The sequence below is a fragment of the Clostridium sp. YIM B02506 genome (genome assembly GCF_022324845.1).
Classification (GTDB): domain Bacteria; phylum Bacillota; class Clostridia; order Clostridiales; family Clostridiaceae; genus Clostridium_T; species Clostridium_T intestinale.
This window is the reverse complement of sequence record NZ_JAKGTG010000006.1, coordinates 128,861-154,343: the sequence shown is the minus strand read 5'-3', so window position 1 is coordinate 154,343 and position 25,483 is coordinate 128,861. Positions and strand designations below refer to the sequence as shown.

The following is a 25,483-nucleotide window of genomic DNA, read 5'->3' as shown; positions in this document are numbered from 1 at the left end:
TCTAAAGTTAAGGAGCAATTATGAGACTAGAAAGAGATTTTTTTGCAAGAGATACTTTGATTGTTGCAAAAGAGTTATTAGGAAAAGTTATAGTTAGAGAAATAGATGGTGTAAGGTTATCTGGGAAAATAGTAGAAACAGAAGGATATATAGGATCTATAGATAAAGCTTCTCATGCCTATGGAGGTAAAAAGACTCCTAGGGTGGAGCCCTTATATGGAGAGCCTGGGATTAGCTATGTTTTTTCAATATATGGAATGTATGAATGCTTTAATGTCATTTCAAAAGAAAAAGGATCTCCAGAAGGGATACTTATAAGGGCAGTTGAACCCATAGATGGACTTGAGAAAATAGCTCAAAATAGATTTCGTAAATCCTATGATACTCTTACTTTTAAAGAAATAAAAAATCTTACAAATGGACCATCTAAATTGTGTATAGCTCTGGATATAAATAAGAAGGTGCATAATTTTATGGATTTAGTAAGCTCAAAAGAACTGTATATAGAGGATGGGGATATAATTAATTCATCTGATATAGTTGAAACAACTAGGATTGGAATTGACTATGCAGAAGAGGCTGTTGACTTTCCATGGAGATTTTATGTGAAAAACAATATTTATGTATCCAAAAAGTAGATATTAGGTAAATAGAAAAAGATGATTAACATTTTAAGTTATAGAAATGTTAATCATCTAAATCTATTAATGTACATGTCTAATAGCAGATAAAACTATCTATCCTATTTAAATCTAAACCGAAATAGACCCATCTCCAGCCAGCCCATCTCCACCCAGCAATAGATTTAGGTCCTACATAAGTTAAGTAAGACCAATAGGAGTAGTCGTTTTTTTGCCAAATATAAACAAACTTTCGTATACAAGGTTTCATAGACCCTGGATCTACGGCTTTAGTTTGAGCAGAACTTGTTAAACTAACGGCTTTTTTATCATTTTTGGATGGAATGAAATTAGGTGGTTTACTCATAGGACCTTGAACACCTTGAGGATTTTGAGCGTCAAAAGGAGCTTGAGAAATAGGATTTCCTAGAAATGGAGGAGGAGCTTGTTGTTCTCTAAAATCTCCGCCAAATTCTTCTTCAGAATCAACAATGCTAAAAAGTGCTGGAATTACATAATTAACATCCATTTCAAATTCGCCTACTTCATCAACTTCCTCATCTAAAGAGAAATATCTTACACTTGCAGAATCAAAATTACAATTGTCTTTTGAAATGTACATAAATGCTTCCTTATGAATTAATCTCATAAACAATATATGTTATATACCTTAATATGTTACAAAAAGAGGAAATGAAAAAGTTGATATGGTGATATAGTTAAAATTTATTTGACATAATTGGTGGAATAGATAATAATAAAGATGGCTTTAAATTAAGACAAGACCTTTATTAAGACTAAAGGCAAAAAATGGTTACTTCTATAAACAAGGAAGTAACCATTTTTTTTGTATATATTTAGGTGTAAATCTAAACATATACCGAATACTTTAAGTAGCTATGTTTAATTGGAAAACATTTTTATGAAAAAATAGTATTGTTTTAGATGTAATAATAAAATTATTAATCGGAATATTTATGCACAATAATAGCATAAATATAATTAAAAGCTTGAATAAATGAAGAGGAAAATATATAATATAGCTATAAAACATAATTGGGGCTATACATCTTAATACTACATTTATGTATAAAAGATGTATATTTTATTAAGTCTTAAGGTATCCTCTAAGTTTAGGAATGGGTATTGTACCAAGAGTTTGGTTTTGATTGGCTTCTTGACAAAGTATGTCATATCAAATACAATAGGTTTAAAAATAAAGTTTGAATACACTTTAAATTGGTCCTGTGAGGCCAGAAAGGAGTATGTTGTTATGGTATCATTAAAAATTAATAACTTAACAGCTTTGTCTTTATACCCATTTTTGTGGTTAGATATATGGAGGATAGTAGAGAGATTATAACTTAATTAATCTCTTTATTATCCTTTTCTTTTCGCAAAAACAAAAGACTTTATAAAATATAAGGTGTATTTTTGGCTTTAATAGTTTATTTAGGAGGGCTATTATGAAAGCAAAGCTAATATTAGAAAACGGAACAATATTTGAAGGTACAGCTTTTGGTTATCTAGAAGAAAGTGTTGGAGAGGTAGTTTTCAATACTGGAATGACAGGATATCAAGAGGTTTTAACAGACCCATCTTACTATGGACAGATAGTTACTATGACCTATCCTCTCATAGGTAATTATGGGATAAATATAGAAGATACAGAATCAAAATCAATTAAAGTTAAAGGCTTTATAGTTAGAGAAAAATGCTCATCACCTAGTAATTTTAGATGCGAGTTTCAATTAGAAGATTACCTAAAGCAAAATAAAATAATAGGTTTAGAGGGAATTGATACAAGAGCTTTAACTAAAATGTTAAGAAACAATGGAACAATGAAAGGAATAATAACCTTAGAAGAGTTAGTCTTAGAAGATGTTCAGGAAAAACTTCAAAGCTTTTCTAATGAATATGCTGTAAAATCAGTGTCAACAGATGTGGTAAAACAAGTAGAGGGCGCTGGCAAACATGTAGCTATATTAGATTTTGGAATAAAACAAAATATAGTAAGAAATTTTGTGAAAAGAGGCTGTAAAGTTAGTGTATTTCCTTATGACGCATCTTCAAATGAAGTATTAGCTGTAAATCCTGATTTAATATTTTTATCAAATGGCCCAGGAAATCCAGAGGATTTACCAGGGTCAATAGAAAACATTAAGAACTTGATAGGTAAGAAACCAATAGTAGGAATTTGCTTAGGACACCAACTTCTAGCTTTAAGCTTAGGTGGAAAAACTAGTAAGCTAAAATTTGGACATAGAGGAAGTAATCATCCGGTTAAAGATTTAGAAGAAAATAGAGTGCATATAACTTCTCAAAATCATGGGTATGTAGTTGAACAACTTCCAGAAGAATTTGAGGTTACACATGTGAATTTAAATGATGGAACAATAGAAGGAATGAAGCATAAAACATTGCCTATATATTCAGTACAATTCCATCCAGAAGCGTGTCCAGGACCTAAAGATTCTGAATATATATTTGATAAATTCATGAAATATGCACTATAGTAGGGGGGTAGCAAAATGCCATTAAAAAATGATATAAAAAAAGTACTAGTTATAGGGTCAGGTCCTATTATAATAGGGCAAGCAGCAGAGTTTGATTATTCAGGAACTCAAGCTTGTCAGGCTTTGAAAGAAGAAGGTATAGAAGTTGTTTTGGTTAACTCTAATCCAGCAACTATTATGACAGATAAAGAGGTAGCGGATAAGGTATATATTGAACCATTAACGGTTGAATTTGTAGAGAAAGTAATAGCAAAAGAGAGACCAGATTCCCTTTTAGCAGGAATGGGAGGACAAACAGGTTTAAACTTAGCTGTTGAGTTATATGATCAAGGAGTATTAGAAAAGTATAATGTTAAGGTTATAGGAACATCAGTAGAATCTATAAAAGAAGGTGAGGACAGGGAATTATTCAGATCTATGATGCAAAGAATAAATGAACCTGTAATTCAAAGTGAAATAGTAACTACTCTTGAAGAAGGAAGAAAAGTTGCTAGAGAAATAGGTTATCCTGTTGTTGTAAGACCAGCATATACTCTTGGTGGAACTGGTGGAGGAATAGTAAATAATGAAGAAGAACTTAACGAAACTCTTGAATCAGGGCTGCAATTAAGTTCCATCCATCAATGTTTAGTTGAGAAAAGTGTAAAGGGATGGAAAGAAGTTGAATACGAAGTTATGAGAGATTCTTATGGAAACTGCATAACAGTGTGTAACATGGAAAATATAGATCCAGTTGGAATACACACAGGAGATTCAATAGTTGTAGCACCATCACAAACTTTATCAGATAAAGAATATCAAATGCTTAGAACTGCATCTATAGATATAATAAATGCTGTAGGAATAGAAGGTGGATGTAATGTGCAGTTTGCATTAAATCCTAACTCTTTTGAATATGCAGTAATAGAAATAAACCCTAGAGTGTCTCGTTCATCTGCATTAGCTTCAAAGGCTACTGGGTATCCTATAGCAAAAATGGCAGCTAAAATAGCTTTAGGTTATGGACTAGATGAAATAGAAAATGCCGTTACTAAAAAAACTTATGCTTGTTTTGAACCAACCTTAGATTATGTGGTTGTAAAAATACCTAAATGGCCTTTTGATAAGTTCTTTGCAGCTAATAGAACATTAGGAACTAAGATGATGGCAACAGGTGAAATTATGGCAATAGGGGCTAATTTCGAGGCAGCATTCTTAAAAGGAATAAGGAGCTTAGAAATAGGTAAATATTCTATGTTTCACAAGAAATTTGTGAATTCAAGTATGGAAGAATTAAGAGCGTGGGTTATGGCTCCAGATGATGAGAGAATATTTGCACTTGCAGAAATGTTAAGAAGAGATTATAGAGGGGAACATGTTGCTAGAATAACAGGAATAGATCCTTTCTTCATTGATAAATTAAAGTGGATTGTACAGGAAGAAGAAAAATTAAGAGCAAGCACGCTAGAAGATTTAGATAAAGAGTGGCTTCATAATTTAAAGAAAAGGGGATTTTCAGATAAGGGTATAGCTGATATGTTATCTGTAGTTCCAGAAGAAATAAATAAATTAAGAAGTATCTGGAATATAAAACCAAGTTACAAGATGGTTGATACTTGTGGAGGAGAGTTTGAAGCGTTATCTCCATATTATTATTCAACTTATGAACAATACGATGAAGTAGAAGTATCAGATAAGAAGAAAGTGATGGTTATAGGATCTGGTCCTATAAGAATTGGGCAAGGAATTGAGTTTGATTATGCATCAGTTCATTGTGTAATTGCTCTTAGAAAATTAGGCATAGAGACTATAATAGTAAATAATAACCCAGAAACAGTAAGTACAGATTTCAACATGTCAGATAAGCTGTATTTTGAACCATTAACTGAGGAAGATGTATTAAATATAATAGAAAAAGAAAATCCAGATGGAGTTATACTTCAATTTGGTGGTCAAACAGCTATAAAGCTAGCAAATTTCCTAAAAGAGAAAAATATAAAGACATTAGGAACTACAGCAGATCAAATAGATATGGCAGAAGATAGAGAAAAATTTGATGAGATGTTAGAGAAATTAGGAATAGTAAGACCTAAAGGAAAAGGTGTTTGGGGTGTTGAAGAAGGTATTTCTGAAGCTTCGAAACTTGGATACCCAGTTTTAGTTAGGCCATCATATGTTTTAGGTGGTCAGGGTATGGAAATTACTCACGATGAAGAGGAATTAAAATACTATTTAAAAAATGCCTTTGAAAAAGATAAAAAAAATCCAATCCTTATAGATAAGTATCTAATGGGAAGGGAAATAGAGGTAGACGCTATTTCAGATGGAGATGACATACTTATACCAGGAATAATGGAACACTTAGAGAGAGCTGGAGTGCATTCAGGAGATTCTATAACAATGTATCCAAGTCAAAATCTAAGCAGATATATAAAAGATGAGGTTCTAAACTATACTAAAAAGATAGCTAAAGAAATTGGTATAAAAGGAATGATAAATATACAGTTTATAGAGTTTGAGGGTGCTTTATATGTAATTGAGGTTAACCCTAGAGCTTCAAGAACGGTTCCATATATATCAAAGGTTAGTGGAGTTCCAATAGTTGATATAGCAACTAGAATAATGCTTGGAGAAAAGCTTAAAGATTTAGGTTATGGAGTAGATGTATATAAAGAACCAGAATTAGTTTCGGTTAAGGTTCCTGTATTCTCAACTCAAAAGTTACCAAATGTTGAAGTATCTTTAGGACCTGAAATGAAATCTACAGGGGAAGTATTAGGTATAGGTAGAAATTTAGAAGAGGCACTTTATAAAGGTATGGTAGCTGCAGGAATGTATGCTAAAAAGAATACTGGTAAGATTTTAGCAACTATCAAAGAACATGATAAAAAGGAATTCTTAGAAATTGCTAAACAACTAGACGAATTAGGGTATAAATTTATAGCTACAAAAGGAACTGCAAGTATTTTAAGAACTATTGGAATAGATGCAGAAGTAGTTAGAAAATTAAATGAAGAAGAACCTAATATAATGGATGTTATAAGGAATAAAGAAGTGGATTTAGTTATTAATACTCCTACTAAAGGAAATGATTCTAAGAGAGATGGATTTATCCTTAGAAGAGCAGCTGTAGAAAGAAATATAGGCGTAATAACAGCTTTAGATACTTTCAGTGCATTAGTAGATATAAAAAGAAAAAAAGTATGCGATAGAGATTTAGAGGTATTTGATATAGCACATTAATTATCATCGAGAGTTTTGTAAAAAAATGCAGAACTCTCGATTTTTTTTGTTGACAACAAAACGTGTGTTCGCTAAAATATAAATATCGAATATATGTTCGAGAAAGTTTTTAGGAATATATATAAAGTTTAAGCATATGATTTATTATGTAAATAGATTGAGATTATATAAGGGGGAAATCACAATGAAAAAAACTAGTGGGATATTTGTTAAAATTAATTACAAATTAGATAAGGAAAATAAGGGGTATATAAAAGATAACAGATCTAATAGTAAAGCTAATGCCTTCAGTAAGTATTTGTTATGCGGTGGAAAGTATAATAAAGATGGAGGAACTATGATATTCCAAGTTGAGGATTTAAGAGAAGCAGAAGAGATAATAAACAATAATCCTTTTAAGCTTGCTAGTTTTTATTCTTATGAGATTTTAAGCAAAAACTATATAAACTTATATAATTAAAATTAATAGTATTTAAATACAAAAGAGTACCGCTAACTACGTACGAGGTAGTTTTGCGATACTCATTATATTTCATATTGGATTGAAGAAATTACTAAAGAAAGCTCAGTTAATAGATTTATGTTAACACCAACTCTATCATTATCTATAGAACTTTTAAGTATTTTAATTGTTGGCCTAAGTGGATAGTTAGGTGGAGTTTCTTCAACCATAGCTATTTCACCATTGCTAAGTTTAACAATAGTTCCAGTAGGAAAAGGAACTATGACTTTAGTGAAGGCCTCAACCAAGTCTGGGTCAAAGTGAGTTCCTGAGCCAGCCATTATGAATTCTAAAGCTTCACATGGAGAAAGTGCCTTACGATATGGTCTGTCTGAAGTCAAAGCATCGTATACATCTGTAATGGCCACTATTTTTGCAAGTAAGCTTATCTTATCTCCTTTTAAAGCCATTGGGTAACCCGAACCATCTTCTTTTTCATGATGTTGCAGTATAACAAGTTTCGAATTAGAACTAAGATTAATAGCATTTGATAGATACTCATATCCTTTTGATGGATGAGTTTTCATTAAAGCAAACTCATCGTCAGTTAAGGATGAGTTTTTAACGATAATTTCTTTAGGAACAAATACTTTTCCGATATCATGAATAAGAGCACCTACACAGAGATCTTTAAGATCATTTTTAGGTAAATTTAAGGACATTCCCATAACTAAGGAAAGTACAGCTACGTTAACACAATGTTGGTAGGTATAGGCATCCATACTTTTTATATCTACTAAATTTACTAACATTTGTTTATTAGATAAAATGTTTTCTATTAACTCAGTTGCAACATTTAATATGTCATCAAAATATTCTTCTCTCTGTTTTATTAAAAGGTTTTTATTTCTAGAAGATAAATTTTGTGTGTCCAACGAGGTTAATATTCTTTCTACACTTGAAAAAGTCTCACGAACAACTCTAATAGATTTTTGTCTTAGTTCTGGCTGAATTATATCTTCAATTTCTCCATTACTGTATTCATCTGTTATATATAAAGAAAATATATTTATGCTTCTTATTCTTTTTACAAGGTTATCAGTTAATCTAACCCCTTCTCTCAGTAGTATTCTACCGTTTTCATCAAAAATAGTTTTAGCTAGATAACACCCTTCTTTTACACATTCAATAGGGATAAGCCTCATTTTAACACCTCATAAGTTAAGAATATGTATAATTATACTATAAATTATCGTAATAAGCCATAATTTGAAAGGTAATTAGTTATAATTAGACATGAAAAAATTAAGACACAATGATGTAAAATAATCATAATGAAAAATGTATTTATTTATAGTATATAAAGGTATAAAATAATTGGTAGAAGAACATAAGTTGATGGAGTGATATGATATGAGCAAAAATATGAAAGATAGGCCTATAGGTTTTTTTGATTCTGGATTAGGTGGCTTAAGTGTTATGAAGAAAGCGATAGAAGATATGCCAGAAGAAGAATTTATATATTTAGGAGATTCTATAAATGCTCCATATGGAATTAAAGAAAATATAGAGATAAAAAGGTTAACTCTAAATGGTATAGAGTTTCTTATAGATAAAGGAGTAAAGGGTATAGTAGTAGCTTGCAATACTGCTACATCTGTTGCTATAGAAGATTTAAGAATGAAGTACAAGGACATTCCTGTAATAGGAATAGAACCTGCCTTAAAGCCAGCTGTAGAATTAAAGAGAGATGGAAAAATAATTATAATGGCCACCAATGCTACATTAAAGGAAAAGAAATTTGAGAAATTAATGGGAAAATATGCACAGGATAATGTAATAGTACCTCTCCCATGTCCTGGATTAGTGGAGTATATAGAAAACGGCATTTTAGAAGGTACAGAAATTGATGATTTTTTAAGAAATTTATTGAAGGAACATATTGGCAGTAAAATAGGATCAATTGTATTAGGATGCACCCACTATCCATTCATTAAAAAAGCAATCTCTAATATAGTAGGAGATGAAGTAGCTATTGTTGATGGTAGCAAGGGTACTTCTAGAGAATTAAAAAGACAATTAATGGAGATGAAATTAGTAAGTGATAGAAAAAGCAGAGGGAATATTGAAATTTTTAATACTTTGGGAAAAGACAAAATAGATTTATCGTTTTCATTAATAAATGTAAAATAAAGTTTTAAAAATTTAAGGAATTCTAAAATCCTTAAATTTTTTTATAAAAAACTTTGTTAAAATATTGACAAAAAACTAGCAAGCTGATATTATAATAATATAAAGTAAATATTCAGAAAATTTAAAAAAAGCAATGAATTAAGATTAAAATATATTAAAAATATTAAGGGGTGCGTTGTTATGGAAATAAGAGTAATGGATTATTTAGGAGAAAACTTTGCAATAGAGGACGCAATATTACTAAGAAGCGTTATATCAGACAATATTGGAAGTGATATAGTTCTAGACTTTGATGGAGTTGATAGAATTCCTTCTACATTCCTATGCTGCTTGTTCAATGACTTGATATATGCCCAAGGAAGAGACTTTATTATTAACCACATTAATGTGAAAAACTTATCAAATTATGCTGACTATTCAAGAGTAGTAAAAGGAACAACATTTAATTAATAGAATTTGCCCATATGAAGCTATCCATTTGGATAGCTTTTATATTTTTATAAAATAGTATATAATCATTAATAAATGACAGGAATTATTTGGTGAGAAAAATATAATAATATATTATGAAACTAAATAAACCTAAGTAATTTATTAATTTTTTATATTTGGAAGGAGATTAAAAATGACTAAACCTTTAGTAACAATAACTATGGCAAATGGAAAAGAAATAAAAGCAGAGCTATATCCAGAGATAGCTCCAAATACAGTAAAGAATTTTATAAGCTTAATTAATAAAGGATTTTATAATGGATTGGTATTTCATAGAGTTATACCAGGATTTATGATACAAGGAGGATGCCCAGAAGGCGTTGGAACTGGTGGACCTGGATATTCAATTAAAGGTGAGTTTTCAGCTAATGGCTTTAAAAATGATTTAAAGCATACTAAGGGAGTTCTTTCTATGGCTAGAGCTATGCACCCAGATTCAGCAGGAAGCCAATTTTTTATTATGGTAGCAAACTCTCCACATTTAGATGGACAATATGCTGGATTTGGAAAAGTTATAGAAGGATTAGATGTGGTTGATGAAATAGTAAGCGCAAAAACTGATTTCAGTGATAAACCATATGAAGATCAAGTAATGAAAGAAGTTAAAGTTGATACTTTTGAAGAAAAATACGACGAACCACAAACTCTATAAATCAAGGAGAAAATAGTATGTTAAACAATCATAAATCTATATTAATTTATGGGCTTGATAAAGAGGGACAGCAGGCTTTGATAGCACCTAATTGTAGTACTATTGTTATCTCAAAAGAAATGGCTAATATGAAGCTTAAAGAGATTATAGATGGTTATAAGTTTGAGAGCAATGATAAGGAACTTCCAGAAGAAAAAGTAGTTATATTTAACAACTTCACTGATGAAGAACTTCAAGGAATGATAAAACTAATTAGAGCTGTAGCACCAGGCTGTATACTTGCAGTAGTTACGCCAACATCAATAGATTGGACATTTGCTTATTTAGTTGAACATTTGATGGAAGAAAGAGAGTGGTACAGAAGTCAGCAGAAAGGAAGAGCTTAGTTGAGTAGAGTCGGAGATAGGATAAAGATAGCTAGAGAAAGTAGTGGATTATCACAAAAAGCATTAGCTAAAAAACTTGGATTAGCAGAGAAGTATGTTAATGAAGTTGAGCTAGGTAGAAAAGTCATAAGCGAAGCTTTAATAGCTAAAATAGGGAAAGTTTTAAATACAGATTTAAATGATATCAGCATGGTTGTTACAGATGAAGATTTGAAAAAGGAACAACATATTGAAGCTCCAAAGAAAAAGATTTCTTCTGTTTCAGCGCCTAAGATGAATTTATCAGAAGTAAATGAAGATTGGAGCAGTGCATTTAGTTCGGTATTAAAAAAGGTACCTATTTACAACTATAGTTTTGATAAAGAGTATGGTTACAGGGAATTGCCTATTCATTCAAACAAAATAAATGGATATTCAGTAGATAAAGTTTTTTATATATCAATTGAAGAAAATGATATGATGGGCTTTAGAATAGTAAAAGGTGATATAGCCTTAGTACATTCTGTAAAAGAAATTGAATCTAATGGTATATACTTAATTGAACACCAAAATAGTAGAGTGATAAGACAAATAAAGAAATTAGATGGAAATAAGATTCTATTAATAAGTAATAAGGGATCTATAAGTACTGAGACTGTTAATAGTAAAGAAATTAAGCTTTTAGCTAAATTAGATTTATTAGAAATTAAGTTATAAAAAGATAAGAAGTCATGGAGAAATTTCCTGACTTCTTATCTTTTTTATTATATATTTATTTCCAAAAACATAAAATGTTATATATAGTGTTTGAGGGGTGGTCATCGGTATAATTGAACATCTTTTAGCACAATATGAAATCTAAAACCATATAATGGATACTAGTAATTATGATAAAGGAGTTTTATGTTTTGGCAATTGGTAGATTAAAAATGCAATGTCTTTTAAAAGGAAGATATATACCTGTTGATAATTGTAAGATAACAATTACGCCTCAAAGTGGGGAGGCACAAACGTACACTCTTTCAACTGATAGCTCTGGATTGACTCCAGAAATTGATATCACAGCACCTCCTTTAGAATATTCTCAACAACCTATGGAATTAATGCCATATAGTTTATGTGATATCGCAGTAGAAAGAAGCGGCTTTAATCCTGTTTTCATAAGGGGATGTCAAATATTCCCTGAGAATACGGCTATTCAGGAAGTTAATCTAGATGAAAATATGCAAAGAGCTGAAAGAGCAGAGATAATAAATATAGAAGCCAATACTCTTTTTGGAAACTTTCCTCCTAAGATACCTGAAGATCCAGTTAAACCACTTCCGCCACCATCTAGCGGAGTAGTATTATCTCAGCCAGTAGTACCAGAATTTATAATAGTTCACCAAGGAGGACCGAATTCTGCAGGTCAAGACTATACAGTAAGGTATAACGATTATATAAAAAATGTAGCATCATGTGAGATTTATTCAACCTGGCCTGAAACAACTATAAGAGCGAATATATTTTGTATAATATCTTTTACATTAAATAGAATCTATACTGAATGGTATAGAGGAAAAGGAAAGCCATTTGATATAACAAACTCAACAGCTTTTGATCATGCGTTTAATTATGGAAGAAATGTATATGAGAACATAAGTGTAATTGTAGATGAAATATTTTCAACCTATATAAAGAGACAAGGGGCTAGACAACCTCTTCTAGCTCAATATTGTGACGGAGTTAAAGTTCAATGTCCAGGATGGCTTACACAATGGGGAAGTAAATATTTAGGAGATCAAGGAAGAACTCCTTATCAAATAATAACTAACTTTTATGGAAGTGATGTTGAGCTTACTACTGCTGAGCAAGTGCAAGGAATTCCTAAATCATATCCAGGATATACTTTGACAATTGGTTCATCAGGTACTCCTGTAAGAACAATACAAGGATATTTAAATAGAATATCTCAGAATTATCCACTTATACCTAAGGTAAGTGTTGATGGACAGTATGGAGCTAAAACTGCTGAATCAGTAAGAGTATTTCAAAGCATATTCTCTCTTCCACAAACAGGGAATGTAGATTATGCTACATGGTATCAGTTGTCTAATATATACGTAGGAGTTACTAAGATAGCAGAATTGAGAGGCGTAGAGGATGATAGAAACAGGATATTTATACCACCTAAAGGAATTACGGATTTTTATAATCCAGTAACCCCTTCATTTGTATATTCAGATGATTTATTATAAATATGTAAAAGCAAAAGAGCTAGGGTATCCTAGTTCTTTTGCTTTTAAACACCTTCATTATTGAATTTAGGAACAAAGGTATTAGAATCTGTGCCGCTCTCTTGGATAAAACCTTTAGTTATACCTATAGAAACTGCATAATCAATTAAAGAATCATAATGTTTAGGGTTTAGTGATTTATTTATTTCAGGGAACTTAAAGGCCTTGTTAAGAGGAGTATATTGATTCATTAAGCTTATATAAACAGAATCACTAAAAATAGAGTATATCTCATCTAATACCTTCTTGGAATCAAATAAAAGACCAGGAAGCATTAAATGCCTTATTATTAACCCTTTTTTTACAATTCCATTATCATCAAACTCAACTTCTCCAACCTGTTTAAACATTTCTTTCAAAATAGAAATAACATTATCATGATAATTATTAGAATCGGAATATTTAAGTGCATATTTATCATTAAAATATTTAAAATCAGGAAGATAAACATCAATATAACCTTCCAAAAGCCTAATGGTTTCTATAGAATCATACCCATTAGAATTATATACTATAGGGATAGATAAACCATTACTCTTAGCTATCTTTATAGCTTCAATTATTTGAGGAACATAGTGAGTTGGTGTAACTAGATTTATGTTATTAGCTTTTTTTGCTTGAAGTTCTAAGAATATTTTACTAAGCCTATCTATAGAAACTATCTTACCATTATAATCTTGACTTATTTCGTGATTTTGACAAAACACACAAGAAAGATTACAGTGAGAAAAGAATACTGTTCCAGAGCCATTTTCACCAGAGATACAAGGCTCTTCCCAAAAATGAAGTTCAGCTCTTGCCACCTTTAAATCTACTCCTGCTTTACAGTATCCTAATATTCCTTTTGTTCTGCTTACTCTACATTTTCTGAAACATAATATACAACTATCTAATTCATTCATATAGTTCATAATAACACCTCAGAAAGATTATACATCCTAATGGGCTTTTAACCAATACTGCTTTACGTAGAAAAATACACATTGGAAAATAAATAGTAGGCTAAGTACACCAAATACAGGATACAATACAGAAATTAAATTAGTGAAACCTATTTGAGAAATAGGTAAAGCAAATAAAATAACTATAAATATTCCTTTCTTAAAAGAAATATTAAAACTCTCCTCTAAACTTTTACTTATTGAATATACATCTGATACCTCTGTAGAAAACATTTCTAATAATATTATTATAAGAAGCATAACTTGAATAACTTTACCAAAACGATTAGCTATATATAATAATGGAATCTCATATCTGTATATATAAGGTTGATTAAGCATCAGCATTATATTAATTAATATACATATAAAAGTTAAACCTAGAGCACCTAAAGTAATTCCCCAGATTAAAGTACTTTTCTTTTTAATTTCTTTGCTAAGAGGAGCTAGTACACCACTACAGCAAAGGATATTATAACCTGAGTATAAAATAGTAGATAAAAGCCAATTACTTTTCTGAACTGGGAATGATACTAAGGTCTTTATATTTATAGCATCTCTATAAAAAAATACGTAAAGAAGCATAATAGTAACTATGACCGTTATTAATGATGGGACTATAAAAGAATTTATTTCAATAAGTCCTTTAGTTCCTCTGAGCAATGTTAATATTGCGAATGCTGCCATAATTAAGGTTCCTACTAATTTTGGAATTCCAAAAAATTGATTAAGTAAAGCACCAGAACCAGCTAAGATTATTGAGGCACTTGATATTATATATAAAGTTGTAATTGATCCTAATATTTTTCCTAAAATATTAGGACTTACTTTATTTATAACATGAGAATAAGAATTTAAATTATAATCTACACTGATTTTAGATATTATAGAGCCCATAATTATATAAAATATTCCACATATAATTATTCCAATAAAACTTTTAATACCGTAAGAAGTAAAAAATTGTGTTATCTCTTTACCAGAAGCTAAGCCAGCACCTACTATAGTTCCTATAAATACGGCAGCGACTTGAAAGATTTTTTGAATTTCTTTACTCAAATATATCCCTCCTAAATATGTTAACTCACATATGATAAATATATATATTTACCTATCCGTTTATTCCAGTATTAGCAGAATAAATACTTTAAATTATTTTGGAAAAGCTAATAATATAAATTAAAATTTGGAGGGATAAAGGTGAAGAAATTTCTGGCTTTTTTTATAATAGTTATAATGAGTACATTTTTTGTGGGTTGTTCGCAAAAAGAGAAAAATACTGAAGAAACTTTGCAGGATGCCTTTGACTACGAAAAGGGACAAAAGATAGCTGATCAATACATAGAAAACCTAGCTAAAGGACAGTTTCAACTTTTAGAAGATTTAAGTACGACAGACCTAAGTAATAGTAATAAATTAATAACAGAAAAAGGCGAAAAAATTATATCTTATAAAAAGATGGATACTAAAGAAACAGGAAAGAGTATGTACTACAGATATAGAGTTAATAGATGCAAAGAAGGATCTCCAAGAACTGATTTAGATGATATAATCATCCAAGTTGAGAGAAGTGAAAATGGTTATCTAGTATCAGACGTAACTGCTTCAACGGAAGTAGAAGTGTTTTCAACAGCCTCGTCTCTACGTATAAAATATAAAGATGAGGTTAGAAATTACTTGCTCTTAAGAATAAATAATTTGCCAAAGGAAACTTACCCTAAGATAAATAAAGCTCCTATATATAAAGAAACAATACCAACAGAAGAATTTGGGAGTATAAATCTTGCTTATGAAGGCAAAAAGATAGCTATAACATCAAAAGATAAGACTAAGACATTTATAGGTATAGTTGAAATAGATCCAGAAGAAAAAAAGAAATCAACAGCTGATACAGGAAATTCAGAGATGACAGAGCAATTAGAACTTTTGGAAAGACCTATAGGTAAAAAGATAATATCTTTAGATTTAATATATGATAAAAATGTAGAACAGCTTATCTTTTCTAAAGATGAAGATTCACTAGTAGTTCAGTATTCTGAAGCTAATAAGGGAAAGGGTATAAATATATATAAATCAAATAGTGGTGAGCTTCAAGATGTAAGACTTGATGACATGTTCCCTAGAGAAAAATATAATGTTTTAATAAATAAATTAAATGAAAAAGATTTATACATAAAAATAACCCCATTAGAAGGAGTAAAAGGTATAAGAGAAGACGTCATAGGGGAATATTCCGTTAATTTAAAGGATTTAAATATAACCAAACTATAATATAATACTTATATAAGATAATATTATAGAAAAAGGTGAGAACATGGATAATAAACTTTGGGGGAATAAAAGATATTTAAGCTTAAACCATTTCTTAAGAGAGAAGTTTGGAGAAAAGATATTTAAGATATCCTTAGATGCTGGATTTTCTTGCCCCAATAGAGACGGAAAGATAAGTAAAGGCGGATGTTTATTTTGTAGTGAAAGAGGTTCAGGCGATTTTGCTGGAGATAGGAATTTTTCAATAGAAAATCAGTTTGTTGATATAAAAAATATGATGGCTAACAAATGGAAAAGTGGAAAGTATATAGCTTATTTTCAAGCTTATACTAATACATATGCACCAATAGATATCTTAAGAGAAAAATATGATGAAGCTCTTAAACAAAAGGACGTTGTAGGATTAGCTATAGCAACAAGACCAGATTGTCTATCAGAAGAAGTTCTGGACTTATTAGAAGAGATAAATAAAAAGGTGTATGTTTGGATAGAGCTAGGTTTTCAAACAGTAAGTGATGAAACAGCAAGACTTATCAATAGAGGTTACACATTAGATGTTTTTGAAAAAGCTCTAGAGGATTTAAGAAAAAGAAATATAGATGTTGTTGTACATACTATATTTGGATTACCTAAAGAAAATAAAGAAGATATGCTTAATACCATAAGATATTTAGCTGATAAAGATATTCAGGGAATAAAATTTCATCTTCTTCATTTGATGAAAGATACACCAATGGTAAAACTATATGAAAAAGGAATGATAGAGTTCCTATCTAAGGAAGACTATATAGATTTAATATGTCAATCAATTTGCATGTTACCACAAAATGTAGTTGTACATAGACTAACAGGAGATTCTCCAAGAGAGCTATTAATTGGACCAATGTGGAGCTTAAAAAAGTGGGAAATATTAAATGAAATAGATAAGACAATGGAAGATAATGATTATTATCAAGGAAAATTTAAAAAATAGTTAGAAGGAAAAACAGAGTAGATATTTTTATCAACCCTGTTTTTTTTATTTACTAAAGTTTTGTGTATGGGAACAGTAGGCAATTGGAATAATATTTTAAGATTAGTAAAAAAATAGTTTAGCAAAAGTTTTTTAGAGGAGGGTTAAACCTAATGAAAAAAATAATGAAAACTATGGATGGGAATGAAGCAGCAGCTTATGCATCCTATGCATTTACAGATGTAGCAGCAATATATCCTATAACTCCATCAACACCTATGGCTGAGGGGGTAGATGAATGGGCGGCTCATGGTAAAAAGAATATGTTTGGTCAAACCGTAAGAGTTGTTGAGATGCAATCAGAGGCAGGAGCAGCAGGTTCAGTACATGGATCACTTCAGGCAGGAGCATTAACAACTACTTATACAGCATCTCAAGGATTACTATTAATGATTCCAAATATGTATAAAATGGCTGGAGAATTATTGCCAGCAGTGTTTCATGTGAGTGCTCGTGCTATTGCAACTCATGCTCTTTCAATATTTGGAGACCATCAAGATGTTATGGCATGCAGACAAACAGGTTTCGCTTTATTAGCGTCCTCAAATGTTCAAGAAGCAATGGATCTTGGATGTGTAGCACATCTTTCAGCAATAAAAGGAAGAGTTCCTTTTGCCCACTTCTTTGATGGATTTAGAACATCTCATGAATACCAAAAGATTGAGATTATTGACTATGAAGATTTATATAAAATAGTGGATCATGATGCCATTCAAGCATTTAGAGATAGAGCGTTAAGTCCAGAACATCCAGTAGCTAGAGGAACAGCTCAAAATCCAGATGTATATTTTCAAGGCAGAGAAGTTTCAAATCCATTCTATAATGCAATACCTGATATTGTAGAAGAATATATGGTGAAAATAGAAAATATAACAGGAAGAAGATATCGTCCTTTTGATTATTATGGAGATCCAAGTGCAGAGAACATAATAGTAGCTATGGGTTCGGTGTGTGATACCATAGAGGAATCTATAGATTATTTAAGAGGAAAAGGAGAAAAGGTTGGAGTAATTAAAGTTCATTTATATAGACCATTTTCAACTAAATACTTCTTTGATGCGTTACCTAAAACAGTTAAGAAAATAGCTGTTTTAGATAGAACTAAAGAACCGGGATCAATAGGAGAACCTCTTTATCTAGACGTAACAAAACTTTTTTACAATGAAAGCGAAAAACCAGTTATTATTGGAGGAAGATATGGTTTAGCATCTAAAGACACAAGACCATCACAGATTTTAGCTGTGTTTGATAATCTAAAACAAGAAAGTCCTAAAGACAACTTTACAATAGGTATAGTAGATGATGTTACTAATACTTCTTTAAAAGAAGGACCAAGTGTAGAAACCACAGCAGAAGGAACTATAAGCTGCAAGTTCTGGGGATTAGGTTCAGATGGAACTGTTGGAGCAAACAAATCAGCAGTAAAAATAATTGGTGATAATACAGAACTATATGCACAAGCTTATTTTGCTTATGATAGTAAAAAATCTGGAGGAAGTACCATATCTCATTTAAGATTTGGGAAGGAAAGAATAAGATCCCCTTATCTAGTTTATGAAGCAGATTATATAGCTTGTCATAATAGGTCTTATGTGTATAACTTTGATGTAATAAAGGGATTAAAGAAAAACGGTACATTTGTACTTAATTGTCCTTGGAGCGAAGCTGAATTAGATGAAAAACTGCCAGCATCACTTCGTAGATACATAGCAGAAAATAATATTAATTTTTATACAATAGATGCAGTAGGAATAGCTAGAAATATAGGACTTGGCGGTAGAATCAATATGATAATGCAAAGTGCTTTCTTTAAGCTTGCAAAAGTTATCCCAGTAGAAGATGCCGTTAATTATCTTAAAACCTCAGTAGAAAAAACTTATGGCAAAAAGGGTCAAAAAATAGTTGATATGAACAAAGCAGCCATAGACCAAGGAACAGAAGCATTAATAAAAGTTAATATACCTGAAGCTTGGAAAAATGCAAAAGATGAAGCTGTAAAAGAAAAAGATGAACCTGAATTTGTAAAGAAAATTCAAAGAGTAATGGCTAAAAATGAAGGCGATGATTTACCTGTTAGCGCATTTGTAGGATTTGAGGATGGAACATATCCACTTGGAACCACTGCATATGAGAAGAGAGGAATAGCTGTAATGGTTCCAGAGTGGCAGATGGAAAAGTGTATTCAATGTGGTCAATGTGCATATGTGTGTCCTCATGCAACTATTAGGCAATTTTTATTAGATGAAGAAGAGGCTAATAATAAACCTGAAACTCTAGTAACAAAACAAGCAACAGGAAAAGGGTTAGAGAAGTATCAATATCGTATTGCAATAAGTCCATTAGACTGTACTGGTTGTGGTAACTGCGCAGACGTATGTCCAGCTCCAGGAAAAGCTTTAATTATGAAATCAGCAGAAGAACAAATAGAACTTCACAAAGATCACTGGGAATTTGTTATGACCCTTAAACCTAAAGAAGATTTAATGGATAGAAATACATTAAAAGGAAGTCAATTAATAAGACCGTTATTAGAATTTAATGGAGCATGTCCTGGATGTGGAGAAACTCCATACATAAGACTATTAACTCAATTATTTGGTGAAAGAATGATGATTGCAAATGCAACTGGATGTTCTTCTATTTGGGGAGCAAGTGCTCCATCAATTGCTTATACAACTAATGCAGAAGGAAAAGGTCCAGCTTGGGCAAATTCTCTGTTTGAGGATAATGCAGAGTTTGGATATGGTATGTATTTAGGAACAAAGCAAATAAGAGATAAGTTAGCAAGTCTTATAGAAGAAGCTGCTAACTCTGACATAGATGAAGAATTAAAAGAAGCCTTTAACTCATGGTTAACAGGGATGGACAGTGGAGAAGAGTCAAAGATGGCAAGTAAAAAGATTCTTAGCCTATTAAAAGATGGAAAATATTCTAGTGATGAAAAGCTTCAAGAGATTTTAAAGAGAAAAGACTATTTAGTAAAACAATCTCAATGGATTATTGGAGGAGATGGTTGGGCTTACGACATTGGATTTGGGGGCTTAGACCATGTATTAGCTTCCGGAGAAGATGTAAATATATTCGTAATGGACACAGAAATATATTCCAACACTGGTGGTCAATCTTCTAAATCAACTCAAACAGCTGCTATAGCTAAATTTGCGGCCAGTGGTAAAAAAGTAAGAAAGAAAGACCTTGGAATGATGGCTATGAGTTATGGCTATGTGTATGTTGCACAGATTGCTATGGGTGCTAACATGAATCAAACAATAAAAGCTATAAAAGAAGCTGAAAGCTATAAAGGGCCATCAATAATTATAGCTTATGCTCCTTGCATAAGCCATGGTATTAAGATCGGTATGGGAAGTAGCATAAAAGAAGAAAAGAAAGCAGTAGACTCAGGATATTGGCATCTATATAGATACAATCCACAACTTAAGGATGAAGGAAAAAATCCATTTACACTTGACTCAAAAGAGCCTAAGGAAAGTTATAAGGACTTCTTAAATGGAGAAATTCGTTTCTCATCACTAATGACTGTATTCCCAGAAATTGCAGATAAGATGTTTGATGCAGCTGAAAAAGATGCAAAAGAGAGATATGGAAACTACAAGAGATTATCAGAAATGAATTTTAGTGAATAGTTTTAGCTAAGTAGATATGTATCTAAGTAAATAATTAGATACGTAATTGCATACTTAATTATCTAAGTATTTAATTACTTAAGTATCTGATTATCTAATTACCTAAGTACCTAATTAGGTAATTACCTGATTACTTAATTACCTAATTATCTAATTATTTATACACCAATAGATTATTAGTAGCATAAAAAGAGGCATCTCATTTTTTTTGAGACGCCTCTTTTTCTACTTCTCGTTAGCATCTACCCAATCCTTTGCATTACGTACTTCAGACTCATTAGGTATAGATACCTTTGATACAGGTTTTAAATCTTCTATATTTGCCCAAGCGGCAGTTTCATGGTTTTCTATAGGTAAAGACATATCCTTTTCTTTTTCATTAATATTTTTCTTAGTCATATAATCACAATCCTTTCTTGAAATATATTAGCTTTATTAGTATTTGCAAGATTAATGATATATTTCATATATTCTTAATGGTTAATGAGGAAAAATAAAACAATATTGCTATTGATTAACCAAGAAAAAGTTGTTAAAATAAAAACATAAATATTAATGAAAATCATTATCATTAGGAGGGAATTATGAAAAAGGTAGCAGTAATTTATTGGAGTGGTTCAGGTAATACTGAAGAAATGGCTAATTTAATAGCAAAAGGAGCTACAGAAGAAGGTGCAGAAGTTAAAGTTCTTTTAGTTTCAGATGCAACACTTGAAGATGTTAAAGATGCTGATGTAGTTGCTTTAGGTTCACCAGCTATGGGGGATGAAGTAATTGAAGAAGGCGAAATGGAACCATTTGTTGAATCTATAAGTGGTGTTATAACAGGAAAACCTGTAGGTTTATTTGGATCATACGGCTGGGGTTCAGGAGATTGGATGGTTAGCTGGGTTGCTAGAATGAATGATTATGGTGCAAATGTTATAGAAGAAGGATTAATAGTAAATGAATTCCCACAAGGGGAAGAAGCTGATAAATGTGTTGAATATGGAAAGAAAATAGTGAAATAATAATCATAAAGTATTTTTTAGAGAGAGGTAGAAGAATGGAAAAAGAGAATAAACTTTTTTTTGAAATACTTAGTAAAATGGGTGAGGAAGATTATCTAAAAAACTTTTTTACTTATCTGTTATCTCCAGTCATAGCTGGTATTAAACCATCTTCTACTATTACGTTAACAAGAGGAGCAAAAGGTTTATACAATCTATGGCAGTCCATGGGAAAAAGATTTTTAGATGAAATAGGATTAAAGTCTATAAATTTAAGAGAGGATGAAAAGTCGTTAGTTGCTCTTGTTTATAACGAAAAAGCTCTAGAAGATACATTGTCTCAAGAATGTAATTTAACTTTTCTTGAAGACATAGGGTATTGTAGAGAGGATAACATAGAAGATTTATTAAGTGGCTTAATATCTAGATATAAAGAAGTTCACTGTCCTCATGAATTAGGTATATTTTTAGGGATTCCTCTTGAAGATGTGAAGGCGTTTATGGAGTGTACTAGAGAGAATTGCTTAATGTGTGGATATTGGAAGGTGTATGGAGATAAAGAAAAAGCCACCAAAATATTTAATCATTATGATAAAAGCAAAGATATAGCAATGAAAGGTATTATGAAAGGGGTCACCCTTAATAATATAATTTATGATATAAGAGAGAATTGGTATATGTAAAAAAAGAGAGTTCCTGTGGGTAAGGAGCTCTCTTTTTAGAATTATATAACTTGGAATATGTAGAATTTTAAATAATATGATTCATCTGATCCCCAAAGTATAGGATGGTCTGAAGATTGAGTTCTAAATTCCACTTGACGAAGTTGTCTTTTAGCATCTTTTGCAGCATCCATAATTGTCTCAGAAAGCAGCTCTTCACTCATATAATGTGAGCAAGAACAAGTGATTAAATAACCACCTTTTTTAACCATCTTAAGACCTCTAAGGTTTATTTCCTTGTAACCTCTTTTAGCACCTTTTATAGTATCTCTGCTTTTTGTAAAGGCTGGAGGATCTAAAATAACAACATCATATTGTTTACCTTCTTTAGACCAGTCAGCTAAAACATCAAAAGCATTATGACATTCAAACTTAACTGTATCAGATAAGTTATTAAGCTTTGCATTTCTTGTTGCAAAATCAACAGCATGTTGAGATATATCTATTCCTAATACAGATTTAGCTCCAGCTATTCCAGCGTTTAAAGCAAAAGATCCAGTGTGAGTAAAGCAGTCTAATACATCTGCATCCTTACATATTCTGTGGATAGCTTTTCTGTTTTCTTTTTGATCTAAAAAGAAGCCAGTTTTTTGACCATTTTCAATATCTACATAATACTTAACTCCATTTTCAACTATTTGAACCATAGTATCAAAAGGTTCTGTTAAGAATCCTTTCTTTTGTTCTAATCCTTCAATTTCTCTAGTTGAAATATCACTTCTTTCATAAATACCTTTAGCATTAAAATCTTCTTTTAAAATTTTAACAACGGTATCTCTGTATTTATCCATACCTAAAGTAGATATCTGAATTACATAATAATCTTCAAACTTATCTACAGTAAGACCAGGAAGAAAATCTGCTTCTCCAAAAATAAATCTGCAAGAAGAAGTGTCGATTATTTTTTCTCTATACTGCCAAGCCATAGAAAATCTTTCTCTAAAGAAAGCTTCGTCTATTTCTTCCTCAATGTTTTTAGTCATTATTCTTATAGTAATCTTTGATTTATCATTAACATACCCCTTGCCTAAAAATATACCCTTAAAGTCATAAACTTCAACTATGTCACCATTAACATAGTCTCCATCGTATTCATTTATTTCATTGATATATATCCAAGGACGTCCGTGTAAAGACTTTTTGGTTAAACCTTTATGTAAATAGAATTTAGAATCCATAATTTCACTCCTTAAATTAGACTAATATAAATTATAGCATAAAAGATTTGATTTACTAGAGGGCATTATTTCTATTGAAAAATATCTGATAAATTATTACTATTATAATGTGAAGTAAATCTTGATTCAGATAAACTGGAGGGTAATTATATGAAAGAAAGAAAAAGAGGTATACTTATAACTATATTTTTAGTGCTTCAAGGAATTGGTGCCTTTTATGGAATGTTTGTTTATTATACTAATAAATGGGCTTATAATATGGCAAAGTCTAATTCACTACTTGCAGATACCTATCAGGTATTATCAAATACGGAAGTTGTAATAAATACGATAGTTTCATTAATAACTTTAATAGCTATTGTTGGAGTATTTAGGTGGTATAGTGGTTCTATTTATTTATATGTTGTAATTAATGCCATATCTTCAATTACAGGAATAATGTTTCAACCTAGTGCATCCATAATTGTATCGTACATAGTTAAAATGATTATAGTAGTGGCTATTGCAAAAAGCCTATTAGATAAAATAAAAACCCAATAGTTTGCATAATAAAAATGCTCTTCATTTCTAATACTATTATAGTAAGAAAGGAGGAGTGTTTTTATGTCTTGGGATAAAATAAGAGAAATGAACCTGTTTGATAAACTAAAGGATGAGGTGAAAAATATTCCTAGTGTGGACTCAAGCAAAATTGAAGAGTATATAACCGACCCAGAAAAATTGCAAGCTTTTAAAGATTATATTCATCAAGGATATGATTCTAGATCATTAGGAGAAGAAATGGGTCTAACTACTAATCAAGTTGAGATAATAAAGGAACTTTTAGGAAAATTATAATAAAAAAGATGTTGCTATAAATTTAATTAGCAACATCTTTTTTTTTGTTTTTAAAAGCACAAAAAAAGTAATATTAAATAAAATATTAGCAGAAGAACTTGTTTGTAAAATAAAAAATTGGAATATAAAAAAGTTCTTCTCAATATTAATTTTATATGAACACTAAATATAGTGAAAAGGGAGACTAATAATGGGAGTTATAAGATACCCTAAATATACTCAAAGAGACTTATCTAGAAGTTTATTTGATATTAAAGGCGATAGATGTTTTAAACTAAGTATTAACTTATCAAGAGTTAAAAAAAATAAGGTTCTAATTATAGGGAGAAATCCCAAAAGACTAGAGGATGATAGTTGTAATAATGTAACTAAAAGAATAGTAAAATTTTTGAGAGCCAAAGAAGAGTATGGTAATTATATAAGTACTGTAGAGATGGTTAACCTTTTTGTGGTTTATGATTTCGAAGAAGTTCAATACAATAAGGGCTATAGAAATTTTATATGTGGAAATGAAGATAAATTTGAAATAGATGGGAAGCGTATAAAAAATGATGTGGTTATAAAACAGGCAATAGAAGAATCAAGCGAAATTATATTAGCATGGGGTGAACCTATAAAGGGAATAGAAAGTCTTTATAATGAAAGAATAGAAAAGGTATTAAAAATATTAAGAGACTGTTTAATAGAGTCTAATGAAGAAAAAAATATATATACAATAGGAGATCTTAGTGTAAAAGGATATCCTAAACATCCTTTAGCTTGGAGTTTTAGAGATGCTGTTAAAGTATACTAAAACATAAGATAAAACAGATACCCCTGTGATTTCACAGGGGTATCATAATAGGGAGATATAAAATGTTTACTAATACGAATAAGGGGAATACTATTCAAGAGATAACTGGCTATTAATTAACTCTTGAATCTTAGGAGTACATCTTCTTCCACAACAACCACCGGAACCAGCGCCTGTTGCTTTTTGTACTTCCTGAACGGTGTGTGCACCGTTTTTTATAGCATATTTAATTTTTGATCTAGGAATAGCCTTACATAAACAAACCTTAGTCAGTTTATCAAGTATCTCCTGATTTAAGTTGTTGTCCATAAGACTATA

25 protein-coding genes are annotated in these 25,483 nt (G+C 30.8%); 18 read left to right on the top strand and 7 right to left on the bottom strand.

Going from position 1 to position 25,483, the window contains the following annotated elements:
- The first annotated feature begins 20 nt into the window (after window positions 1-20).
- On the top strand, window positions 21-638 hold the full coding sequence (locus L1S49_RS07340; RefSeq protein WP_238903311.1) for a DNA-3-methyladenine glycosylase: 618 nt from the start codon (window positions 21-23) through the stop codon (window positions 636-638).
- 79 nt (window positions 639-717) lie between these two features.
- On the opposite strand, the gene L1S49_RS07335 is transcribed toward L1S49_RS07340, so the two are convergent.
- On the bottom strand, window positions 718-1,242 hold the full coding sequence (locus tag L1S49_RS07335) for a hypothetical protein (protein ID WP_021804306.1): 525 nt from the start codon (window positions 1,240-1,242) through the stop codon (window positions 718-720).
- Between the two features lie 844 nt (window positions 1,243-2,086).
- Here L1S49_RS07335 and L1S49_RS07330 point away from each other — a divergent pair.
- From L1S49_RS07330 to L1S49_RS07320, 3 genes are all read left to right on the top strand, one after another.
- Window positions 2,087-3,136, top strand: coding sequence for a carbamoyl phosphate synthase small subunit (locus L1S49_RS07330; protein WP_238903310.1), 1,050 nt, complete (start codon window positions 2,087-2,089; stop codon window positions 3,134-3,136).
- Window positions 3,137-3,151: 15 nt separating this feature from the next.
- Window positions 3,152-6,358, top strand: a complete 3,207-nt coding sequence (gene carB, locus L1S49_RS07325; protein WP_238903309.1) for a carbamoyl-phosphate synthase large subunit — start codon at window positions 3,152-3,154, stop codon at window positions 6,356-6,358.
- Window positions 6,359-6,542: 184 nt separating this feature from the next.
- A complete protein-coding gene (locus L1S49_RS07320; RefSeq protein ID WP_238903308.1) occupies window positions 6,543-6,818 on the top strand; it encodes a hypothetical protein in 276 nt (91 codons plus the stop codon).
- 65 nt (window positions 6,819-6,883) lie between these two features.
- On the opposite strand, the gene L1S49_RS07315 is transcribed toward L1S49_RS07320, so the two are convergent.
- Window positions 6,884-8,005 carry an HD-GYP domain-containing protein gene (locus L1S49_RS07315; protein ID WP_238903307.1) on the bottom strand — a complete coding sequence of 374 codons (1,122 nt, stop codon included), beginning with the start codon at window positions 8,003-8,005 and terminating at the stop codon, window positions 6,884-6,886.
- 208 nt (window positions 8,006-8,213) lie between these two features.
- On the opposite strand from L1S49_RS07315, the gene murI reads away from it, so the two are divergent.
- The 6 genes from murI to L1S49_RS07285 all read left to right on the top strand — a co-directional run bounded on the left by murI (window position 8,214) and on the right by L1S49_RS07285 (window position 12,739).
- Entirely contained in the window at window positions 8,214-8,993 is a 780-nt protein-coding gene (gene murI / locus L1S49_RS07310; RefSeq protein WP_238903306.1) for a glutamate racemase, read from the top strand.
- 180 nt (window positions 8,994-9,173) lie between these two features.
- Entirely contained in the window at window positions 9,174-9,443 is a 270-nt protein-coding gene (locus L1S49_RS07305; protein WP_021804312.1) for an STAS-like domain-containing protein, read from the top strand.
- A gap of 175 nt (window positions 9,444-9,618) precedes the next feature.
- On the top strand, window positions 9,619-10,137 hold the full coding sequence (locus L1S49_RS07300; protein WP_073020311.1) for a peptidylprolyl isomerase: 519 nt from the start codon (window positions 9,619-9,621) through the stop codon (window positions 10,135-10,137).
- A gap of 17 nt (window positions 10,138-10,154) precedes the next feature.
- A complete protein-coding gene (locus L1S49_RS07295; protein ID WP_238903305.1) occupies window positions 10,155-10,523 on the top strand; it encodes a DUF3783 domain-containing protein in 369 nt (122 codons plus the stop codon).
- Entirely contained in the window at window positions 10,524-11,219 is a 696-nt protein-coding gene (locus L1S49_RS07290; RefSeq protein ID WP_238903304.1) for a S24 family peptidase, read from the top strand. It abuts the gene before it with no gap.
- Window positions 11,220-11,389: 170 nt separating this feature from the next.
- A complete protein-coding gene (locus L1S49_RS07285; protein ID WP_181601727.1) occupies window positions 11,390-12,739 on the top strand; it encodes a peptidoglycan-binding domain-containing protein in 1,350 nt (449 codons plus the stop codon).
- A gap of 44 nt (window positions 12,740-12,783) precedes the next feature.
- Here L1S49_RS07285 and L1S49_RS07280 read toward each other — a convergent pair whose 3' ends face one another.
- Both L1S49_RS07280 and L1S49_RS07275 read right to left on the bottom strand, forming a co-directional pair.
- Window positions 12,784-13,689, bottom strand: a complete 906-nt coding sequence (locus L1S49_RS07280; RefSeq protein ID WP_238903303.1) for a radical SAM protein — start codon at window positions 13,687-13,689, stop codon at window positions 12,784-12,786.
- Window positions 13,690-13,716: 27 nt separating this feature from the next.
- Complete coding sequence (locus L1S49_RS07275) at window positions 13,717-14,778, bottom strand: transporter (RefSeq protein ID WP_238903302.1); 1,062 nt, start codon at window positions 14,776-14,778, stop codon at window positions 13,717-13,719.
- Between the two features lie 141 nt (window positions 14,779-14,919).
- On the opposite strand from L1S49_RS07275, the gene L1S49_RS07270 reads away from it, so the two are divergent.
- From L1S49_RS07270 to nifJ, 3 genes are all read left to right on the top strand, one after another.
- Window positions 14,920-15,990, top strand: coding sequence for a hypothetical protein (locus tag L1S49_RS07270; protein WP_238903301.1), 1,071 nt, complete (start codon window positions 14,920-14,922; stop codon window positions 15,988-15,990).
- 43 nt (window positions 15,991-16,033) lie between these two features.
- Window positions 16,034-16,963, top strand: coding sequence for a TIGR01212 family radical SAM protein (locus L1S49_RS07265; RefSeq protein ID WP_238903300.1), 930 nt, complete (start codon window positions 16,034-16,036; stop codon window positions 16,961-16,963).
- A gap of 152 nt (window positions 16,964-17,115) precedes the next feature.
- The gene (gene nifJ / locus L1S49_RS07260) at window positions 17,116-20,646 is read left to right on the top strand and encodes a pyruvate:ferredoxin (flavodoxin) oxidoreductase (RefSeq protein WP_238903299.1); all 3,531 of its coding nucleotides are present in this window, start codon (window positions 17,116-17,118) and stop codon (window positions 20,644-20,646) included.
- Window positions 20,647-20,871: 225 nt separating this feature from the next.
- Here the strand turns inward: nifJ and L1S49_RS07255 are convergent, their stop codons facing one another.
- A complete protein-coding gene (locus L1S49_RS07255; RefSeq protein WP_238903298.1) occupies window positions 20,872-21,045 on the bottom strand; it encodes a DUF3787 domain-containing protein in 174 nt (57 codons plus the stop codon).
- A gap of 185 nt (window positions 21,046-21,230) precedes the next feature.
- On the opposite strand from L1S49_RS07255, the gene L1S49_RS07250 reads away from it, so the two are divergent.
- Window positions 21,231-21,656, top strand: a complete 426-nt coding sequence (locus tag L1S49_RS07250) for a flavodoxin (RefSeq protein ID WP_073020331.1) — start codon at window positions 21,231-21,233, stop codon at window positions 21,654-21,656.
- Window positions 21,657-21,691: 35 nt separating this feature from the next.
- Window positions 21,692-22,318 carry a DUF3793 family protein gene (locus tag L1S49_RS07245; protein WP_238903297.1) on the top strand — a complete coding sequence of 209 codons (627 nt, stop codon included), beginning with the start codon at window positions 21,692-21,694 and terminating at the stop codon, window positions 22,316-22,318.
- A 41-nt stretch (window positions 22,319-22,359) separates the two neighbouring features.
- Here L1S49_RS07245 and L1S49_RS07240 read toward each other — a convergent pair whose 3' ends face one another.
- Window positions 22,360-23,535, bottom strand: coding sequence for a class I SAM-dependent rRNA methyltransferase (locus L1S49_RS07240; RefSeq protein WP_238903296.1), 1,176 nt, complete (start codon window positions 23,533-23,535; stop codon window positions 22,360-22,362).
- A gap of 150 nt (window positions 23,536-23,685) precedes the next feature.
- Here L1S49_RS07240 and L1S49_RS07235 point away from each other — a divergent pair, with 150 nt between their 5' ends.
- The 3 genes from L1S49_RS07235 (at window position 23,686) to L1S49_RS07225 (ending at window position 25,165) form a co-directional block, all read left to right on the top strand.
- Window positions 23,686-24,075, top strand: a complete 390-nt coding sequence (locus tag L1S49_RS07235) for a hypothetical protein (RefSeq protein WP_073020337.1) — start codon at window positions 23,686-23,688, stop codon at window positions 24,073-24,075.
- A gap of 63 nt (window positions 24,076-24,138) precedes the next feature.
- Window positions 24,139-24,372, top strand: coding sequence for a hypothetical protein (locus tag L1S49_RS07230; RefSeq protein WP_073020339.1), 234 nt, complete (start codon window positions 24,139-24,141; stop codon window positions 24,370-24,372).
- A gap of 190 nt (window positions 24,373-24,562) precedes the next feature.
- Window positions 24,563-25,165 (top strand): DUF1643 domain-containing protein, encoded by a 603-nt coding sequence (locus L1S49_RS07225; protein WP_073020340.1) that lies wholly within the window; start codon window positions 24,563-24,565, stop codon window positions 25,163-25,165.
- A gap of 90 nt (window positions 25,166-25,255) precedes the next feature.
- Here L1S49_RS07225 and L1S49_RS07220 read toward each other — a convergent pair whose 3' ends face one another.
- Complete coding sequence (locus L1S49_RS07220) at window positions 25,256-25,474, bottom strand: (2Fe-2S)-binding protein (RefSeq protein WP_021804327.1); 219 nt, start codon at window positions 25,472-25,474, stop codon at window positions 25,256-25,258.
- Window positions 25,475-25,483 lie beyond the last annotated feature (9 nt).

What these genes read in the sequence shown, in the direction of transcription:
- L1S49_RS07340 (WP_238903311.1), top strand. Translation starts at nt 21, where the DNA reads ATGAGACTAGAAAGAGATTTTTTTGCAAGAGATACTTTGATTGTTGCA.
- L1S49_RS07335 (WP_021804306.1), bottom strand. Translation starts at nt 1,242, where the DNA reads ATGTACATTTCAAAAGACAATTGTAATTTTGATTCTGCAAGTGTAAGA.
- L1S49_RS07330 (WP_238903310.1), top strand. Translation starts at nt 2,087, where the DNA reads ATGAAAGCAAAGCTAATATTAGAAAACGGAACAATATTTGAAGGTACA.
- carB (WP_238903309.1), top strand. Translation starts at nt 3,152, where the DNA reads ATGCCATTAAAAAATGATATAAAAAAAGTACTAGTTATAGGGTCAGGT.
- L1S49_RS07320 (WP_238903308.1), top strand. Translation starts at nt 6,543, where the DNA reads ATGAAAAAAACTAGTGGGATATTTGTTAAAATTAATTACAAATTAGAT.
- L1S49_RS07315 (WP_238903307.1), bottom strand. Translation starts at nt 8,005, where the DNA reads ATGAGGCTTATCCCTATTGAATGTGTAAAAGAAGGGTGTTATCTAGCT.
- murI (WP_238903306.1), top strand. Translation starts at nt 8,214, where the DNA reads ATGAGCAAAAATATGAAAGATAGGCCTATAGGTTTTTTTGATTCTGGA.
- L1S49_RS07305 (WP_021804312.1), top strand. Translation starts at nt 9,174, where the DNA reads ATGGAAATAAGAGTAATGGATTATTTAGGAGAAAACTTTGCAATAGAG.
- L1S49_RS07300 (WP_073020311.1), top strand. Translation starts at nt 9,619, where the DNA reads ATGACTAAACCTTTAGTAACAATAACTATGGCAAATGGAAAAGAAATA.
- L1S49_RS07295 (WP_238903305.1), top strand. Translation starts at nt 10,155, where the DNA reads ATGTTAAACAATCATAAATCTATATTAATTTATGGGCTTGATAAAGAG.
- L1S49_RS07285 (WP_181601727.1), top strand. Translation starts at nt 11,390, where the DNA reads ATGATAAAGGAGTTTTATGTTTTGGCAATTGGTAGATTAAAAATGCAA.
- L1S49_RS07280 (WP_238903303.1), bottom strand. Translation starts at nt 13,689, where the DNA reads ATGAACTATATGAATGAATTAGATAGTTGTATATTATGTTTCAGAAAA.
- L1S49_RS07265 (WP_238903300.1), top strand. Translation starts at nt 16,034, where the DNA reads ATGGATAATAAACTTTGGGGGAATAAAAGATATTTAAGCTTAAACCAT.
- nifJ (WP_238903299.1), top strand. Translation starts at nt 17,116, where the DNA reads ATGAAAAAAATAATGAAAACTATGGATGGGAATGAAGCAGCAGCTTAT.
- L1S49_RS07255 (WP_238903298.1), bottom strand. Translation starts at nt 21,045, where the DNA reads ATGACTAAGAAAAATATTAATGAAAAAGAAAAGGATATGTCTTTACCT.
- L1S49_RS07250 (WP_073020331.1), top strand. Translation starts at nt 21,231, where the DNA reads ATGAAAAAGGTAGCAGTAATTTATTGGAGTGGTTCAGGTAATACTGAA.
- L1S49_RS07245 (WP_238903297.1), top strand. Translation starts at nt 21,692, where the DNA reads ATGGAAAAAGAGAATAAACTTTTTTTTGAAATACTTAGTAAAATGGGT.
- L1S49_RS07240 (WP_238903296.1), bottom strand. Translation starts at nt 23,535, where the DNA reads ATGGATTCTAAATTCTATTTACATAAAGGTTTAACCAAAAAGTCTTTA.
- L1S49_RS07235 (WP_073020337.1), top strand. Translation starts at nt 23,686, where the DNA reads ATGAAAGAAAGAAAAAGAGGTATACTTATAACTATATTTTTAGTGCTT.
- L1S49_RS07230 (WP_073020339.1), top strand. Translation starts at nt 24,139, where the DNA reads ATGTCTTGGGATAAAATAAGAGAAATGAACCTGTTTGATAAACTAAAG.
- L1S49_RS07225 (WP_073020340.1), top strand. Translation starts at nt 24,563, where the DNA reads ATGGGAGTTATAAGATACCCTAAATATACTCAAAGAGACTTATCTAGA.
- L1S49_RS07220 (WP_021804327.1), bottom strand. Translation starts at nt 25,474, where the DNA reads ATGGACAACAACTTAAATCAGGAGATACTTGATAAACTGACTAAGGTT.